Here is a 15677-nt window from a genome sequence, read left to right as displayed (position 1 = left end):
GTAGAAAGAATGTGATATATTCAAGCTATCCAAACATATTTTTTTAGGGAGAATAGGGAAATGACAAATAACAATCAAATAGGTGAAAATAAGGAACAAACTATTTTTGATCATAAAGGAAATGCGATTATGACGGAAGATAGGGAAATACACATTATTTCAAAATTCGAAGAACCTCTTATTGTCGTGTTAGGAAATGTATTAAGCGATGAAGAATGCGATGAATTAATTGAATTGTCTAAAAGTAAGTTAGCGCGTTCTAAAGTTGGTTCATCACGTGATGTAAATGATATTCGAACGAGTAAGGGTGCATTTTTGGACGATAATGAACTTACTGCGAAGATTGAAAAACGAATTTCATCTATCATGAATGTTCCTGCGTCGCATGGAGAAGGATTACACATTTTAAATTATGAAGTGGATCAACAATATAAAGCGCACTATGATTATTTTGCAGAACATAGTAGATCAGCTGCTAATAATCGTATTAGTACGCTTGTCATGTACTTAAATGATGTAGAAGAGGGCGGAGAAACGTTCTTCCCTAAATTAAATCTTTCTGTGCACCCTAGAAAGGGAATGGCAGTATACTTTGAGTATTTTTATCAAGACCAATCATTAAATGAGCTTACGTTACATGGAGGGGCACCTGTAACGAAAGGCGAGAAATGGATTGCAACGCAGTGGGTAAGAAGAGGCGCTTATAAGTAAAAGCGTGTATGAAACGTTTTGTTCTTCATTTTATAAGAAGAACAAAACGTTTTTTTATTAAATAATGTAATCATTCGTTATAATAACAAATAATAACGGATGATTGAGAGGAAAGAACATGAAATCTATATACATAACCGGTTATATGGGATCAGGGAAAACAACAATTGGAAAAGCATTAAGTAAAGAACTTCATATGGATGTTGTCGATACAGACCAAAAAATTGAAGAGAAGCAGGAGAAGGCAATTCGTGATATTTTTGCTGAAGAAGGCGAAATGGCTTTTCGGGAATATGAAAGTGAAATGTTACGTTCACTACCGAGTTGTAATGTAATTATTACAACTGGTGGCGGCATCATTGAACGAGAGGAAAACCGAAAGTGGATGAAGGAAAATGGAACTGTCGTGTATTTATATTGTGATCCACATGTAATTGCAGAAAGGCTTCGTGAAGATACGACACGTCCACTATTTCAGAAGAAAGATATAGAGGCATTTGTGGCAAAATTTGAATCGCGCCGAGCTTATTATGAAGAGGCTCATATTCATATTGATACGACGAATAAGTCTGTAAAGCAAATTATGAATGAATTAAAAGAAAAGACTAATGAATAAAAAAGTGGACATACTAATCAAGTAGAGGTGATGATAATATGTCTACTAATGATTATGTTCGCTTTGTGACACAGCAGTTTGTGTCGTATATGGATGCTCCAAAAGAAGATCGTAAACAAAAGAAAGAACAACGCCGTGCTGAAAAAGAGCCATTTATGAATAAGTGGTTTGGTGTTATGCCGCTAAGTGCTGCTTTGTTTTATCGAAACGTAAAAGATAAAAGGAAAAAATCAAGTTAACGATTTCGTAATATGTGCAGCAAAATAAAAATCCCCTAGTAGTATGATACTACTAGGGGATTTTCATTTACTGTACGGATTCTTTTTCTTCTGTAACGGCATGTATTTTATTGTTCACCCAGACAAATCCAATTCCGATACAAATAGAAATGCCCCATCCAACAGCGGTCATAATTGCTCTCATTTCACCATAGCCATCTACACCGAAAACAGAGATGAAATAAATTTTTAAGAAGCTTTTTAATATGAATTGTAGCCCGAAAAATAGTGTTAAATATTGTAGTGCCGGATAGATACGACTATCTCGATACAGTTCACGACTTTTATCACGGTCATGGCCTTGTAGTGCTGCAATATCTGCTGCGAAATATAACATAAGTGGTTTTTTTATAAAAATGGTACATATAACGATAATACCTAGTACGATGTGATAATACGCATCGTTCCACAACATTCGTTCAGCTGATCCAGATAATAGGTCTACTGTTGTATTAGAAATGAGTGTAATTAAAATAAAGAATCCTGTTACGTTAAACTGTTTTTCTTTTTTAAAGGTATACAGTGTATAAATAATCCCCGGAACAGAGGAAAGTAACATCGCGTAATAAGGATCGATATAAGGTTTTGCAAATTTCCAAATGAGGAATGGGATTACGAGATAAAAGACAAGATCTAATATAGCTTTTTTATTTTGATTCATATAGGGCCTCCTTAAGTCATACATATATTTTATAATATAATTTCTGAAAATTGTATAAGGTTTAATGGGAAAAGAAAAAATATATGCTTTTTGAGGGATTAGTAGATTGAAAAAATTGCCCCTAGCGTAGTAAGTTTTTTTAGTATATAATAAAGGAAACGCTTTCATTTTTAGTTTGTTCACAAAATGGACGGAAAATCACATATTTACTATCGATATGTTGCTTTATAATGAAACTAATTAAATATACATGCATACAATATTGTGAAATAAATAACATAAATAATCTATATAAATGTAAACGTTATCAAAAGAGAGAGGTGGAGACAATGAGTAAATTTTTCTTCAATCATAATCCAGCAACAGTAGAGGATGGAAGGCTTGTTAAATATGCTGAAATTATTTATGGAGAAGGTGGCCGTTCTGTATTAGAAAATTTAATGGTGAAGGCATCTATCAGATTGCGTGATCGTTATCCGAATAAATCTGACGAGCAGATCTCGAACCTAGTAAATAAAGGCATCCATGATATGTTTCAAAAATATGTGAGTGAGTAAGAGTAGCCAATGGCTGCTCTTATTTTTTTGTATAAGGATTGTATCTCTAGCTGAAAATAAGGGTGTATTTTGAAAGATATAAAAGGAGTGAAACAGATGAGCAATGGAATTGGCCGTTCAAAAGAAAATCTTCCAACTGATGCAAATCATGTGAGTGCAAAGGATCGTGCGCATCAAAAACGTATGGCAAAGCAAAAACAACAAGAGCGTAATAGCGATAGAGGATAACTCAAAGTAAAGCTCCTTCTAAAGCAGAAGGAGCTCTTTTAAGATAAAAAATGATTCGCGGTAACATAAAAAAGTCCACCGTTAATAATTTGCACTGTAATACGTGGCTCGTATTGTTCTTGCAGTGCTTGTTTTTCAATTTCGTAGCTTTCGGGAAGTTCATCACTTTCTTCATAAAAACGATTTAAAAGGTCTAAATCGTGATTCCAGCGCACTCTTGCTTCTTTCGCCCACGTATGGTCATCTTCTGCAATAATATTCTTTAACGCGTCCTCTATACGTTGTAAACCACTTTGCGGTTTAATGATAGGCGAGAGCGTAAAACAAAAGTCAGGTATTTTCGGTGTAAGTTTAATTTTAGCTAATGTTTCATGAAAGTTTGCGATCATTGTGCCAGAAATGAGATGAATCCCAATGGAGTGAAGGATGTCTTTTTTTCGATCACATTGATAGGAAACTTTAATATTTACACCGAGCCAAGGGTGGAGCGGTGTATGTGTTGCCCCGCTATGCCGTACTTCCTCATATAAACGTATGTAAGAGCCTAATTCTTTAGTCGTTTGAAAAATTTGATGAAGACGTGGTGAACCGTAGTGAATAAGCTCGCCATCGTTTTCTTCATTTTCTGGATTTGTAATAAGAGTAAGGCGCATCGGATTCGGTACGCCTCCTGTTTTCTCAAGATAGTGCCAATAAAAAGGGCGATTCATTAATAATTTATCCATCTCAATTGTTAACTGCACATCTAATAGATGAGGGGAGCGCTGTAAAATTTCACAGTTATTCGCCTCGAAAAAATTGTATAAGTAATTATGAATTTCATGTTGCTGCATAGCCTTGCACCTCAGCTTCATTTCGTTTCGCGAAGTCGATAATAGATGTTAAGTTTTCCATCTTAATTCGAATTTCTCCTTCGCTTTTTGATTGCGCAAATATTTCTTGAATGTGCGCGTCGATGTTTTTCATATTAATTCTCGTTAAAATTTCATCAAGTTCACCGATAACACGCTCAAATAAATTGATTTTTTCATATAACAGTTTCAAAATATGTTCTTCAACAGTGTGTTTTGTAGCTAAGTTATAAATATGAACATCATTCTTTTGACCAAGACGGTGAATACGTCCGATTCTTTGTTCAAGGCGCATTGGATTCCATGGCAAATCATAATTGATCATATGGCTACAAAACTGTAAGTTAATCCCTTCACCACCAGCTTCAGTGGCAATTAATACTTGTGCGTGGTTTTGGAAAAGCTCCTTCATCCAATCTTTCTTCCCGCGTTTAAACCCGCCGCGGAATGGAACGGAAGAAATACCGTGCTGTTGTAAAAACCATTGTAAGTACATTTGTGACGCTCGATATTCTGTGAAGATGACGACTTTATCGTCAATTTCTTTTATAAGTTCAAGAGCTTTATTCGCTTTTGAGTTGAAAGGAATATGATTAATTTTATCCATTAGCACATCAATATGCGGGTCTTTTATGTAATGCTCATTTTCCTTCTGTCGTTTTTCTACATGTTTTTTTAATGAATAGTAAACGGCCTCACGACTACTACATGCTTCCCGTTTTAAAGTTAACGATGAGAAAGCGGATGTGAAGGCGTCTTGTCCTCGCCAATTTTCAATCCCGTTATACAAAGCTTGCTCTTCTTCATTAAACTCAACGAAAATTGTACGTACATGTCTCTTTGGCCAATCAATCCCGGTATTATGCCGTCGATTTCGGACCATTACTTTATTAATAAGAGCTTTTAAATCTTCATCAGATTCGGCTGAACGATTTTTTGAAGCGTAATATTCTTCAAAGTTGGATTGATTGCCTAAATGTCCTGGCTTTAATAAAGATACAAGGTTGAAAATTTCATCAATCTTATTTTGAACAGGAGTAGCAGTTAATAATAAGCAAAATTTCTTTTTTAAACGCTGTGCAAATTCATAGTTTTTTGTTTTATTATTTTTAAGTTTATGTGCTTCATCGATAATAATAAGGTCATATTCTAAGTTCAAAACGATATCGCGATGCGGTGAACGTTTTGCAGTATCAATTGATGATACAATCACATCGGCTTGTTCCCATGAATAGCTTTTCTTTTGGGCTACAGCTGGAATGAAAAACTTTGTATTTAGTTCGTATGCCCATTGTGATACGAGAGAGGCCGGGACGAGTATAAGTACTTTTTTCACAAGGCCGCGGACCATGTATTCTTTTAAAATAAGCCCAGCTTCAATTGTTTTCCCAAGTCCTACTTCATCTGCCAGTATCGCTTTACCATTCATTTGTTCAATGACATTTTGAGCGACTTCTAATTGATGAGGAAGTGGTGTGAAATGAGATAAATGTTTCGGTGCTTGTAATCCATCGAAAGTAGGAACAAGTAACGATTTTTCTGTTTTATATGCTAAATGATATAAATCCCAGTTTGTCCAAGGGCCATCTTCGTCAATTCTATTTAAAAAATTGTTTTGCCACGTTCGATCTACGGAAATATCGACATTCATTACGACTCTCCCACCTTTTATAAACTAAAGTAATTATTAAAAAAATCTTTATTATATAAACCTTGTAATAAGGCACTATTACACATACTAAAAGTTAAAGAATAGGCAAAGATAAAGGGTTAAATTTTGAAAGTTGTATTTAATAAGATTAAGAATAAAAAATTCTAAATTATTTTTTATGCTAGAATATTGATGAAATATAGCGAATGATGTTAGGATAATGGTGTGAAATGTGTGGAATCTTTCGTATTTTATCCAAGAAAGTGATTTTTTATTTACGCTTTCATAAAAAAATATAATGAGATTCCGTATATCCTATCTTTTCAGAGTGAAAATGTTTAGATATGGCGAGCAACTTTTATTGATTTGTCAAAGCATAAGGGGGAGAGAGCATGATTACATTACAACGTACACCGTTATTTGATGTATACGCGAAGTATGGTGGGAAAACAATCGACTTCGGTGGTTGGGAATTACCGGTTCAATTTTCAAGCATTAAAGAAGAACATGAAGCTGTACGTACGGCTGCAGGTTTGTTCGATGTTTCTCATATGGGAGAAGTTGAGGTAAAAGGTGTAGATAGTTTAGCATTTTTACAACGTGTTGTTACAAATGACGTTTCTACCTTAAAGGTAGGAGGCGCACAATATACAGCTATGTGCTACGAAAATGGTGGTACAGTAGATGATTTATTAATCTACAAACGTGGTGAAGAAGACTATTTATTAGTAATCAACGCATCAAATATCGAGAAAGATTACGAATGGTTAGCTAGCCATGTAATTGGCGATGCGAAAGTAGTCAATGTTTCTAGTGAAGTTGCACAGCTTGCAATTCAAGGACCAAAAGCAGAAGGCATTTTACAAAAAGTTGTGTCAGAAGATTTGAAAGAAATTAAGTTCTTTAAATTTAAAAACGATATTCTTGTAGATGGAATTCCAGCACTTGTATCTCGTACGGGTTACACAGGTGAAGATGGATTTGAAATTTACTGTAAGAGTGAAGATGCTGCAAAACTTTGGGAGAAACTTCTTGAAGTTGGAGCAGAAGAAGGCTTAAAAGCATGTGGTTTAGGTGCTCGTGATACACTTCGCTTCGAAGCAACATTACCACTTTATGGTCAAGAATTATCAAAAGATATTACACCGATTGAAGCTGGAATTGGCTTTGCGGTAAAACCAAATAAAGAAGCAGACTTCTTTGGAAAAGAAACGTTAAAAGAGCAAAAAGAAAACGGTGCGCCTCGTAAGTTAGTCGGCATCGAAGTAATCGAACGTGGAATTCCTCGTACACATTACCCTGTATTTATTGGAGAAGAAAAAATCGGGGAAGTAACGAGTGGTACACAATCTCCAACGTTAAAGAAAAGCATTGGTTTAGCACTAATTGATGTAAAATACGCAGCAGTTGATACAGAAGTAGAAATTGAAATTCGTAATAAACGCGTCAAAGCAGTAGTTGTTCCAACACCATTTTATAAACGTTCAAAGTAACGGGGAGAGGGGTAGATTTCATGTTGCATCGTTATCTTCCAATGACAGAAGAAGACAAAAAAGAAATGTTACAAACGATCGGCGTTCAAACGATCGATGAGTTATTCTCTGATATTCCAGAGAGTGTTCGTTTTAAAGGGGATTTAAAAATTAAAGAAGCAAAATCAGAGCCAGAGCTGTTAAAAGAGTTATCTCAAATGGCTAGTAAAAATGCTAACTTAAAAGAATACGCTTCTTTCTTAGGAGCAGGTGTATACGATCATTACGCTCCAGTAATTGTAGATCACGTTATCTCTCGCTCAGAATTTTATACAGCTTACACGCCATACCAACCAGAAATTTCACAAGGGGAATTACAAGCAATCTTTGAATTCCAAACAATGATTTGTGAATTAACAGGAATGGATGTAGCAAACTCTTCTATGTACGATGGAGGTACAGCTTTAGCTGAAGCGGCAATGCTAGCAGCTGGCCATACTCGTAAAAAGAAAATTCTTGTATCTAGCGCAGTTCATCCAGAATCAAGAGCAGTACTTGAAACGTATGCAAAAGGTCAACATCTTGAAGTTGTTGAAATTAATCATAAAGATGGTGTAACAGATTTAGACGTATTACAAAGTGAAGTAGATGATACAGTTGCTTGTGTAATCGTTCAATATCCAAACTTCTTCGGACAAGTTGAAAAATTAGCTGATATTGAAAAAATCGTTCATCAACAAAAATCATTATTTATCGTTTCTTCAAATCCATTATCATTAGGCGCATTAACACCACCAGGAAAATTTGGTGCGGATGTTGTAATCGGTGATGCACAACCATTTGGTATTCCAACGCAGTTTGGTGGACCACACTGTGGTTACTTTGCAACAACGAAAGCATTTATGCGTAAAATTCCAGGACGTCTTGTTGGACAAACTGTAGATTCAGATGGTAAACGTGGGTTTGTATTAACGTTACAAGCGCGTGAACAGCATATTCGCCGTGACAAAGCGACGTCTAACATTTGTTCAAACCAAGCGTTAAATGCATTAGCAGCATCAGTTGCAATGACAGCACTTGGTAAACAAGGTGTGAAAGAAATGGCACGTCAAAACATTTCTAAAGCACAATATGCAAAACGTCAATTTGAAGCGAAAGGCTTCGCTGTAACATTTGCTGGACCATTCTTCAATGAGTTTGTTGTAGATTGCAAGCGTCCAGTGAAAGAAGTAAACGATGCATTATTACAAAAGAATATTATCGGCGGTTACGACCTAGGCCGTGATTATAAAGAGCATGAAAACCATATGCTTGTAGCAGTAACTGAGCTTCGTACAAAAGAGGAAATTGACACACTTGTAAACGAAATGGGGGCTATCCAATGAAGAACCAAGACCAAGCACTTATCTTTGAAGTGAGTAAAGAAGGACGCATAGGATATAGCCTACCAAAATTAGATGTAGAAGAAGTGAAACTAGAAGATGTGTTTGAGAGCGATTATATTCGAGTAGAAGATGCAGAGCTACCAGAAGTATCTGAACTTGACATTATGCGCCACTATACAGCACTTTCAAACCGTAACCACGGTGTAGATTCTGGATTCTATCCACTTGGATCTTGTACGATGAAATATAATCCGAAAATTAATGAGAGTGTAGCTCGTTTTGCAGGATTTGCAAATATTCATCCGTTGCAAGATGAAAAGACAGTACAAGGTGCAATGGAATTAATGTACGACTTACAAGAGCATTTAATTGAAATTACAGGTATGGATACTGTTACATTACAACCAGCAGCTGGTGCACACGGAGAATGGACAGGCTTAATGTTAATTCGTGCATACCATGAAGCAAATGGTGACTTTAACCGTACGAAAGTAATTGTTCCTGACTCTGCTCACGGAACGAATCCAGCATCTGCAACTGTAGCTGGTTTTGAAACAATTACAGTAAAATCAAATGAAAATGGTCTTGTTGACTTAGAAGATTTAAAACGTGTTGTAAACGAAGAAACAGCAGCACTTATGTTAACAAATCCTAATACATTAGGTTTATTCGAAGAAAACATTTTAGAAATGGCAGAAATCGTCCATAATGCAGGCGGTAAATTATACTATGATGGTGCAAACTTAAATGCGGTATTAAGCCAAGCGCGCCCAGGAGATATGGGATTTGACGTTGTGCATTTAAACCTTCATAAAACATTTACAGGTCCTCATGGCGGCGGTGGCCCAGGTTCTGGTCCAGTAGGTGTGAAAGCTGATTTAATTCCGTACTTACCAAAACCAATTTTAGAGAAAACGGAAAATGGCTATCGCTTTAACTATGATCGTCCAGAAGCAATTGGGCGCGTAAAACCGTTTTATGGTAACTTCGGAATTAACGTTCGTGCATACACATACATTCGTTCTATGGGTCCAGATGGACTACGTGCAGTAACAGAGTATGCGGTATTAAATGCGAACTATATGATGAGAAGACTAGCACCGTTCTATGATCTTCCATTCGATAGACATTGTAAGCATGAGTTTGTATTATCAGGTCGTCGTCAAAAGAAACTTGGTGTACGTACATTAGATATTGCAAAACGCCTGCTTGATTTTGGTTACCATCCACCAACAATTTACTTCCCATTAAATGTGGAAGAATGTATTATGATTGAGCCGACAGAAACAGAATCAAAAGAAACTTTAGACGGTTTCATTGATAAGATGATTCAAATTGCTAAAGAAGTAGAAGAAAATCCAGAAGTTGTACAAGAAGCGCCACATACAACGGTAATTAAACGTTTGGATGAAACATTGGCTGCTCGTAAACCAGTTTTACGTTATGAAAAGCTAGCACCTGTACAAGTTTGATTAGCATAACAAAGGAAGAACTCGCTATATGCGGGTTCTTTTTTTGTATGGAGAATTTGTCCCTCGATTTGCGGGCTGATAATCAAGGGGGATAAACAAAAATCCCCCACTGATTAAAGTTTCACTTTATGCAGAAGTGGTGAAGAAAATGTTACTATTTTATATTTTTTGTTTCATAATGGCGTAAAGAAGCAGTTTCATAGGTGATTTTGTTGAAAAAGTCGGTTTGATAAAAGTATTTATTTTTGTTAGAATTTTATTGAAATTAAGAAGATGTAATGAGATAGGAATGACTCATTTTTATGTATATGTGAAAAAACGAGCAAGCTGGGGGGGGAAAATGTGGGATATCGGTGTTATAGAATGATATACCATTTAGAAAACGGAAAAACGATTAAAGATATAAAAGAATTTTGTTATCGAGACCAAGGAAAAGTACTAGAAAGAGTAGCGCATCGTGTAATGGATAATAGAGAAGTGACGGCAATTGATAAGCAAGGAACAATCATTTCAATAGCATGTGAGGACATTGTAAAGGTGGAACTTGATTACATAACAGAAAGTTAACCTTGAGTCATATCGAATTATTCGATAAAATATACTGTTGAATGGTGAAGTGAGAAGAGAGGAGTTTATCATGGGTAGCACAAGACACTTTTATATGTTTATCTTAGCGTTTGTTCTTGTTGTCGCATTAACGATTTATTTAATTGTTGATAGCACTTGGTACAACACAGTTCATCCTGCGTTCCTTCTGTTTATGTATGTAGGAATTGCGGTAGTGAGTTTCGGAATGAGAGATGAGATGTTAGATCGCTTTGAAAAGTGATACATATACGAAAGACCAACAGGAAAATGTTGGTCTTTTTTTCTTGCCAAAAATAGGATGTCGTGTATATACTGTGTATATAAGGTATACACAGTATATACACACACTGGAGGAAAACATGAATATTATTATTTCGAATTCTTCCCAAGACCCTATTTATGTGCAAATAAGAAAACAATTAAGCCAGCTTATTTTAAATGGTGGTTTAAAGGGTGGAGACCAATTACCGTCTATTCGTAGCTTAGCGAAGGAATTACAAATTAGTGTAATTACAACGAAGCGTGCGTACGAGGAGCTTGAAAAAGAAGGATATATAGAAACTGTTGCTGGGAAGGGGACTTATGTTTCACGTAAAAATAATGAACTACTAAGAGAACAGCGGCTACGTTTACTGGAAAGTAAAGCGGAAGAGATTGTGAATGAAAGTAAAGCGTTGCAGCTGTCACTTGAAGATTTACAGCAGATGATTGCGTGTTTATATGAGGGGGAATAAGAGATGTTAGAGCTAAAAAATGTTTGTAAAAGTTATCAAGATTTTGCAGTGAAAAATATAAGTTTTACATTACCACGCGGATATATTATGGGATTTGTCGGACCGAATGGAGCCGGGAAAAGTACGACGATCAAAATGATTATGAATTTAATTCGAAAAGATAGCGGCGATATAAAAATTTTTGGCAAGGACAATAAGAAAGCCGAAAAAGAAATAAAACAAAATATCGGTTTTGTATATGATGAAAATCATTACTATGAAGATTTAACGTGTGAACAAATGAAGCGTATTATTGCGCCGTTATATAAAAAGTGGGACGACGAGCAGTATCAATCGTATATGCATAGATTGCAAGTTCCGAAGTATAAAAAAATTAAAGAACTATCAAAAGGGATGAAAATGAAATTTGCAATTGCCATCGCACTTTCGCACCACGCGGAGTTTATTATTATGGACGAACCGACAGCAGGATTAGATTCAGTTGTTCGAAGTGAATTACTTGATATGTTGCAAGAAATTGTAATGGAAGATGAAGTATCTGTATTATTCTCAACACATATTACAACAGACTTAGAGCGCATTGCAGATTATATTACGTTCATCAACGATGGAGAAATTATATTTACTGGTGAAAAAGATGAATTAATGGAGAACTACGTAGTCGTAAAAGGAAGTAACGATTTACTAGACCGAGAAGGAAAAGAGCTATTTGTTGGATTACGAAAAAATAAGTTCGGTTTCGAAGGGTTAGCGAAGGATAAACAAGCAATTATCGATTGGTTTGGAAGTGAAGTTGTACTAGAAAAGCCTACATTAGATGATATTATCGTTCACACCGCGAAAGGAAGAGGTGCCTATGCGTCAGCTCGTATATAAAGATTTGTTCTTTTTTCGGGGGATATGGCCAGTGTATCTTACTATACCCTTTATATTCTTTTTATTTGAAAACGGTGATGGAATGCTGTTTCCTATGAGTTGTGTATTTGCAACGCTTTCCTCAGTTACGATATTAATCGTAATAGATGAAAGGAATACAAGCGACATTGTTATGAATAGTTTACCGTTAAGTAGAAAAGATATCATAATTGCTAGATATATCTCCAGTGCAATATTTATTGTAGGTGGCATGTTTTCTACTTTGTTGCTTATTTTCCTTATAAGAGGTATCGCTGTTATTGGTGATATCGGTGCATATCATCCTAATCTATACATTGAAATTCCGTGGTATGAAGTAATAAATGGGGTTGTTTACGCCGTATTTTTAGTTGTCACCTTTTTCCCTAGTTATTATGGTACAAAATCGAAGGTAGTAAGAAGTCTAGTATCAGCAGCATCAATAGGAGTGGGTGGGATACTTTGGATATTTATTAGTGATGGGCTGAATGAAACAACACCTCCATTCCTTGAGTGGATTATGAATCCTCTGCATATTGGTGTATTTATAGTTGGATTCATTGCATTAGTCAGTATTTATATCGCTTCTATGTTTCTTACAATTAGAATTTATGAAGCACGTGATTTGTAGAGAGGAGAATTCATATGCAACAGTTAATTTTGAAGGAGTTTTTCTTACAGAAGAAGATGTTTCCTTTTTATTTTTTAATACCTATTTTATCTGTTTTTAGAAATTCTGTAGAACCAATGGGGATTGCAATAGGATTATTTATGACATGTAGTACGATTATATATATTTCTTTTTATTATGAAGAAAAAAGTAAAACAGAAAAAGTATTAGTGAGTTTGCCTATAATGAGAAAAGAGATAGTGATAGCTAAATATATTTCAACCACATTATTTATTATAGTCGGTTTGAGTATAACCTCTATAGTCGTAATATTAGGAAATATTTTGTTGAACAGAGATATAGTTATTCCTGGATATGCAATATTTTCAGCAATAGCAGCAACCTCGATTTATTGTGTAGTAACGATACCTACTAATTACATTGGGGGATATAAAGCTATTACTGTCTTGAATGTGATTATGATTTTTCCTTTAATGGGTATGATTGGCCTTATGTGCAATATTTTTGGTGATGAAATAATCATGTTAAAAGTACTCCACTCTCAAGAGGCTACACTAGCAATGAGTGTTGTTGGTATCGGAGTGTTAGTAAGTATAGTCATATCAATGTTGCTCTCAATGAAAATGTTTCAGGAGGCAGAGTTATAGAAGGGGCATTTTCATATTAGGAGGGTAAAACATGATCAAGCAATTAGTCTTAAAAGATATGATGTTGCAAAGAAAGTTAAGTTTTGTGTATCTAATATGTTTGTTTTTCCTTGCTATTGTTGATTTTCGTAGTGATAGTTTTCTGATGACATTTATTATGTTTATACCTGTTCTTGGAATGATGCTGTCAATGAGTTATGAGAATAGGAATAAAAGTGAAATGATAATAAATAGTTTACCGTTTCAGCGTAAAGAAATTGTCATAGCAAAATACATATTTGTAAGTATTTTAGTTACTTTAGGCGGAGTTTTCTCACTTGTGGTTAGTTTAATCCAGTTGCAAAATGAAAATACAACTGTGTTTATGCTATGGGGAGAAATTCTTGGCGGAATCACGGGAGGATTGGTTTATAGCATGATTGTACTCCCAATTGAATTTTCAGTGGGATATAGCAGTGCAAAACAAATTGCACACTTCATCGGAATTGCATTTGGGTATTTAAGTGGACTGATTGTAAGTAAAGTGTGGTTAGATATAGAGAATGTTTGGAACACGAGTCTTGTTGTAAATAGTTGTTTTATAGCAGGGCTGCTTCTTTTATATGTTATGTCCATGTTTTTCTCAATTCATTTTTATAATGAGCGTGATCTGTGAGGGGGGAATAGCATTGAAACAACTAATTTTAAAAGATTTCATCATTCAATGGAAATTTTTAATTTGGTACATACTGTATCCTGTTTTCTTTTATATGGCCTTAACAGATACGAAAAATCTGTTCATAATTATGTCAGTAATTTTTACAATTGGGGCAACAGTAAAAACATTTGAAGCAGATAGTAAAAATGAGAGTGAAGTTATAGTAAATAGCTTACCAATATGGAGAAAACAAATTGTGTATGCAAAATATATAGTAGCAATAATTATTCTTTTTATAAGCGCAACGGTCGGTTGTTTCACGATGGGAATGAAGAGTGGGGTTAACCTATTTGAATTTATTGAAACGACAGTGTTTACTAGTATTAGCTTCATTTTAGTATATTTAAGTTTTGTTCTACCGATAGCGTTTTGGCTAGGGTATAAAAAAACTATTTTTATTACGATAGTAATATTCATGGCACCGATTGTTATTTTAGAAACTTTGTTTGAAATCAACCTAGAACAAATTCAACTATATAACAGCGTGTTATTCGTTAGTTCAATATGCATGTTCATAGTATCTATCTTCGTTTCAGTGAAATTGTATGAGAAGAGAGAATTTTAAAGGGTGCCTTATGTAAGGCACCTTCTTCAATAACGACAATATGAAAGTAAGAGTTTATAAACAGAGAGGCTATTCGGTACAACATCTTTTGGAGTATGTAATATAAAGCTGAAAATGATAACGAGAATGAGAAAGAAGAAAAATAAAAATAGGATCTGCTTATGTATAGAATTTTGCATATTATCCACTCCTTTTTTAGGTAGTATGTCCAAAAGAAAGGAGTGTATGAAAAATGTTAGGGGGAGAATGATGAACAAAAGAAAATGGTTATATAGAATAGGGATATTTTTATTTTCGATCGGTCTCGTATTAGCAAATTTCTATTCAGATATACCATCACCATTTCCTAATTTGCATAAAGGGATTGGTATAAGTATTGTCATAGTTGGTCTTCTTTGTCTTATCACATCAAACTTCTACAGAAAGTCGAAATGAATGTAAAAAAGGACAGTTACTCTTTTTCAGAAGTACTGTCCTTTTTAAATAATTTATTCCATAGTTTGGCGATACTCCATATAATGACGATTGCAATGGAGGCAATAACTGACCAAGCAATAGATGCAATTTCGAGTGCCATGCTAGGAAGAAATGTAAGAATGGATATTACTTTATGAAACAACCATTCTATTATGTGAAAACTGATTTGCAGTAGAATGACAATCCCGAGTGTAATCCATGCTAACATTTGTTTTCCTTTTTCTTTCCACATGACGTTCACCTCACGTTAGCTTAATAGTTTTAAGCCAACAGCGCCGCATAGAATGCAGCTTAAGAAGGCAAGTCGACGCCACTCCGCTGATTCACGGAAAATAAGAATACCTAGAAGTGCACTTCCGGCAGTTCCGATTCCAGTCCAAATCGCGTAAGCAGTTCCCATCGGTAATGTGTCCATCGCAAGAGATAAGAAGAAGAAGCTTACGCCGAAGTTAGCGATTAAAATAACTTTTGGTGCCCAGCCTTTCTTTTCAGTGGCTACTTTCATAAAGAGTACACCAATAATTTCACAAATACCAGCTAGAATCAAAAATACCCAAGCCAT

General features: G+C 35.1%; 23 protein-coding genes. 17 read left to right on the top strand and 6 right to left on the bottom strand.

Annotated features, from left to right (window positions below; all coding sequences use genetic code 11):
* Positions 1-60: 60 nt before the first annotated feature.
* The 3 genes from MR115_RS05745 (at position 61) to MR115_RS05735 (ending at position 1566) form a co-directional block, all read left to right on the top strand.
* The gene (locus MR115_RS05745; protein WP_242240398.1) at positions 61-711 is read left to right on the top strand and encodes a 2OG-Fe(II) oxygenase; all 651 of its coding nucleotides are present in this window, start codon (positions 61-63) and stop codon (positions 709-711) included.
* 118 nt (positions 712-829) lie between these two features.
* Entirely contained in the window at positions 830-1327 is a 498-nt protein-coding gene (locus tag MR115_RS05740; RefSeq protein WP_242240395.1) for a shikimate kinase, read from the top strand.
* Positions 1328-1365: 38 nt separating this feature from the next.
* Entirely contained in the window at positions 1366-1566 is a 201-nt protein-coding gene (locus tag MR115_RS05735) for a YqzE family protein (RefSeq protein ID WP_000106080.1), read from the top strand.
* A gap of 67 nt (positions 1567-1633) precedes the next feature.
* Here the strand turns inward: MR115_RS05735 and MR115_RS05730 are convergent, their stop codons facing one another.
* Together MR115_RS05730 and MR115_RS05725 are read right to left on the bottom strand one after the other, a co-directional pair.
* Positions 1634-2266, bottom strand: coding sequence for a VC0807 family protein (locus tag MR115_RS05730; RefSeq protein ID WP_001073110.1), 633 nt, complete (start codon positions 2264-2266; stop codon positions 1634-1636).
* Positions 2267-2405: 139 nt separating this feature from the next.
* Positions 2406-2522, bottom strand: coding sequence for a hypothetical protein (locus MR115_RS05725; RefSeq protein ID WP_003279814.1), 117 nt, complete (start codon positions 2520-2522; stop codon positions 2406-2408).
* A 73-nt stretch (positions 2523-2595) separates the two neighbouring features.
* Between MR115_RS05725 and MR115_RS05720 the strand changes: the two genes are divergently transcribed.
* Both MR115_RS05720 and MR115_RS29805 read left to right on the top strand, forming a co-directional pair.
* Entirely contained in the window at positions 2596-2823 is a 228-nt protein-coding gene (locus MR115_RS05720; protein WP_000032702.1) for a hypothetical protein, read from the top strand.
* A 96-nt stretch (positions 2824-2919) separates the two neighbouring features.
* Positions 2920-3051 carry a hypothetical protein gene (locus MR115_RS29805; RefSeq protein ID WP_061677393.1) on the top strand — a complete coding sequence of 44 codons (132 nt, stop codon included), beginning with the start codon at positions 2920-2922 and terminating at the stop codon, positions 3049-3051.
* Positions 3052-3089: 38 nt separating this feature from the next.
* On the opposite strand, the gene MR115_RS05715 is transcribed toward MR115_RS29805, so the two are convergent.
* Together MR115_RS05715 and MR115_RS05710 are read right to left on the bottom strand one after the other, a co-directional pair.
* Positions 3090-3884 (bottom strand): YqhG family protein, encoded by a 795-nt coding sequence (locus tag MR115_RS05715; RefSeq protein ID WP_061677395.1) that lies wholly within the window; start codon positions 3882-3884, stop codon positions 3090-3092.
* Positions 3871-5553, bottom strand: coding sequence for a DEAD/DEAH box helicase (locus MR115_RS05710; RefSeq protein WP_088028642.1), 1683 nt, complete (start codon positions 5551-5553; stop codon positions 3871-3873). The genes MR115_RS05715 and MR115_RS05710 overlap by 14 nt, the downstream gene beginning before the upstream one ends.
* Before the next feature lie 392 nt (positions 5554-5945).
* On the opposite strand from MR115_RS05710, the gene gcvT reads away from it, so the two are divergent.
* The 12 genes from gcvT to MR115_RS05650 all read left to right on the top strand — a co-directional run bounded on the left by gcvT (position 5946) and on the right by MR115_RS05650 (position 15073).
* The gene (gene gcvT, locus MR115_RS05705; protein WP_000631760.1) at positions 5946-7046 is read left to right on the top strand and encodes a glycine cleavage system aminomethyltransferase GcvT; all 1101 of its coding nucleotides are present in this window, start codon (positions 5946-5948) and stop codon (positions 7044-7046) included.
* 20 nt (positions 7047-7066) lie between these two features.
* Positions 7067-8410: an aminomethyl-transferring glycine dehydrogenase subunit 1 gene (gene gcvPA / locus MR115_RS05700; RefSeq protein ID WP_063260821.1), complete on the top strand. Its 1344-nt coding sequence runs from the start codon at positions 7067-7069 to the stop codon at positions 8408-8410.
* Positions 8407-9882, top strand: a complete 1476-nt coding sequence (gene gcvPB / locus MR115_RS05695) for an aminomethyl-transferring glycine dehydrogenase subunit 2 (protein ID WP_097818180.1) — start codon at positions 8407-8409, stop codon at positions 9880-9882. Before gcvPA ends, gcvPB begins: the two co-directional genes overlap by 4 nt.
* 363 nt (positions 9883-10245) lie before the next feature.
* The gene (locus MR115_RS05690; protein ID WP_061677400.1) at positions 10246-10449 is read left to right on the top strand and encodes a DUF3929 family protein; all 204 of its coding nucleotides are present in this window, start codon (positions 10246-10248) and stop codon (positions 10447-10449) included.
* Between the two features lie 70 nt (positions 10450-10519).
* A complete protein-coding gene (locus MR115_RS05685) occupies positions 10520-10711 on the top strand; it encodes a hypothetical protein (protein WP_000535935.1) in 192 nt (63 codons plus the stop codon).
* 118 nt (positions 10712-10829) lie between these two features.
* On the top strand, positions 10830-11204 hold the full coding sequence (locus MR115_RS05680; RefSeq protein WP_098884388.1) for a GntR family transcriptional regulator: 375 nt from the start codon (positions 10830-10832) through the stop codon (positions 11202-11204).
* A gap of 3 nt (positions 11205-11207) precedes the next feature.
* Positions 11208-12080 (top strand): ABC transporter ATP-binding protein, encoded by an 873-nt coding sequence (locus tag MR115_RS05675; RefSeq protein ID WP_242240390.1) that lies wholly within the window; start codon positions 11208-11210, stop codon positions 12078-12080.
* Positions 12061-12729 carry an ABC-2 transporter permease gene (locus MR115_RS05670; RefSeq protein WP_242240387.1) on the top strand — a complete coding sequence of 223 codons (669 nt, stop codon included), beginning with the start codon at positions 12061-12063 and terminating at the stop codon, positions 12727-12729. The genes MR115_RS05675 and MR115_RS05670 overlap by 20 nt, the downstream gene beginning before the upstream one ends.
* Before the next feature lie 14 nt (positions 12730-12743).
* The gene (locus MR115_RS05665; protein WP_242240383.1) at positions 12744-13376 is read left to right on the top strand and encodes an ABC-2 transporter permease; all 633 of its coding nucleotides are present in this window, start codon (positions 12744-12746) and stop codon (positions 13374-13376) included.
* Positions 13377-13407: 31 nt separating this feature from the next.
* On the top strand, positions 13408-14031 hold the full coding sequence (locus MR115_RS05660) for an ABC-2 transporter permease (protein WP_242240381.1): 624 nt from the start codon (positions 13408-13410) through the stop codon (positions 14029-14031).
* Positions 14015-14638, top strand: coding sequence for an ABC-2 transporter permease (locus MR115_RS05655; protein WP_242240621.1), 624 nt, complete (start codon positions 14015-14017; stop codon positions 14636-14638). The genes MR115_RS05660 and MR115_RS05655 overlap by 17 nt, the downstream gene beginning before the upstream one ends.
* A 249-nt stretch (positions 14639-14887) precedes the next feature.
* Positions 14888-15073: a hypothetical protein gene (locus tag MR115_RS05650; protein WP_242240379.1), complete on the top strand. Its 186-nt coding sequence runs from the start codon at positions 14888-14890 to the stop codon at positions 15071-15073.
* Positions 15074-15089: 16 nt separating this feature from the next.
* Here the strand turns inward: MR115_RS05650 and MR115_RS05645 are convergent, their stop codons facing one another.
* Complete coding sequence (locus MR115_RS05645; protein ID WP_242240376.1) at positions 15090-15347, bottom strand: DUF3975 family protein; 258 nt, start codon at positions 15345-15347, stop codon at positions 15090-15092.
* A 15-nt stretch (positions 15348-15362) separates the two neighbouring features.
* Complete coding sequence (locus MR115_RS05640; RefSeq protein ID WP_242240374.1) at positions 15363-15677, bottom strand: DMT family transporter; 315 nt, start codon at positions 15675-15677, stop codon at positions 15363-15365.

It is taken from the genome of Bacillus cereus group sp. BfR-BA-01309, assembly GCF_022664315.1.
GTDB classification, from domain to species: domain Bacteria; phylum Bacillota; class Bacilli; order Bacillales; family Bacillaceae_G; genus Bacillus_A; species Bacillus_A mobilis.
The sequence above is the reverse complement of the archived record's forward strand: the minus strand, read 5'-3'. Positions and strand labels throughout refer to the sequence as shown.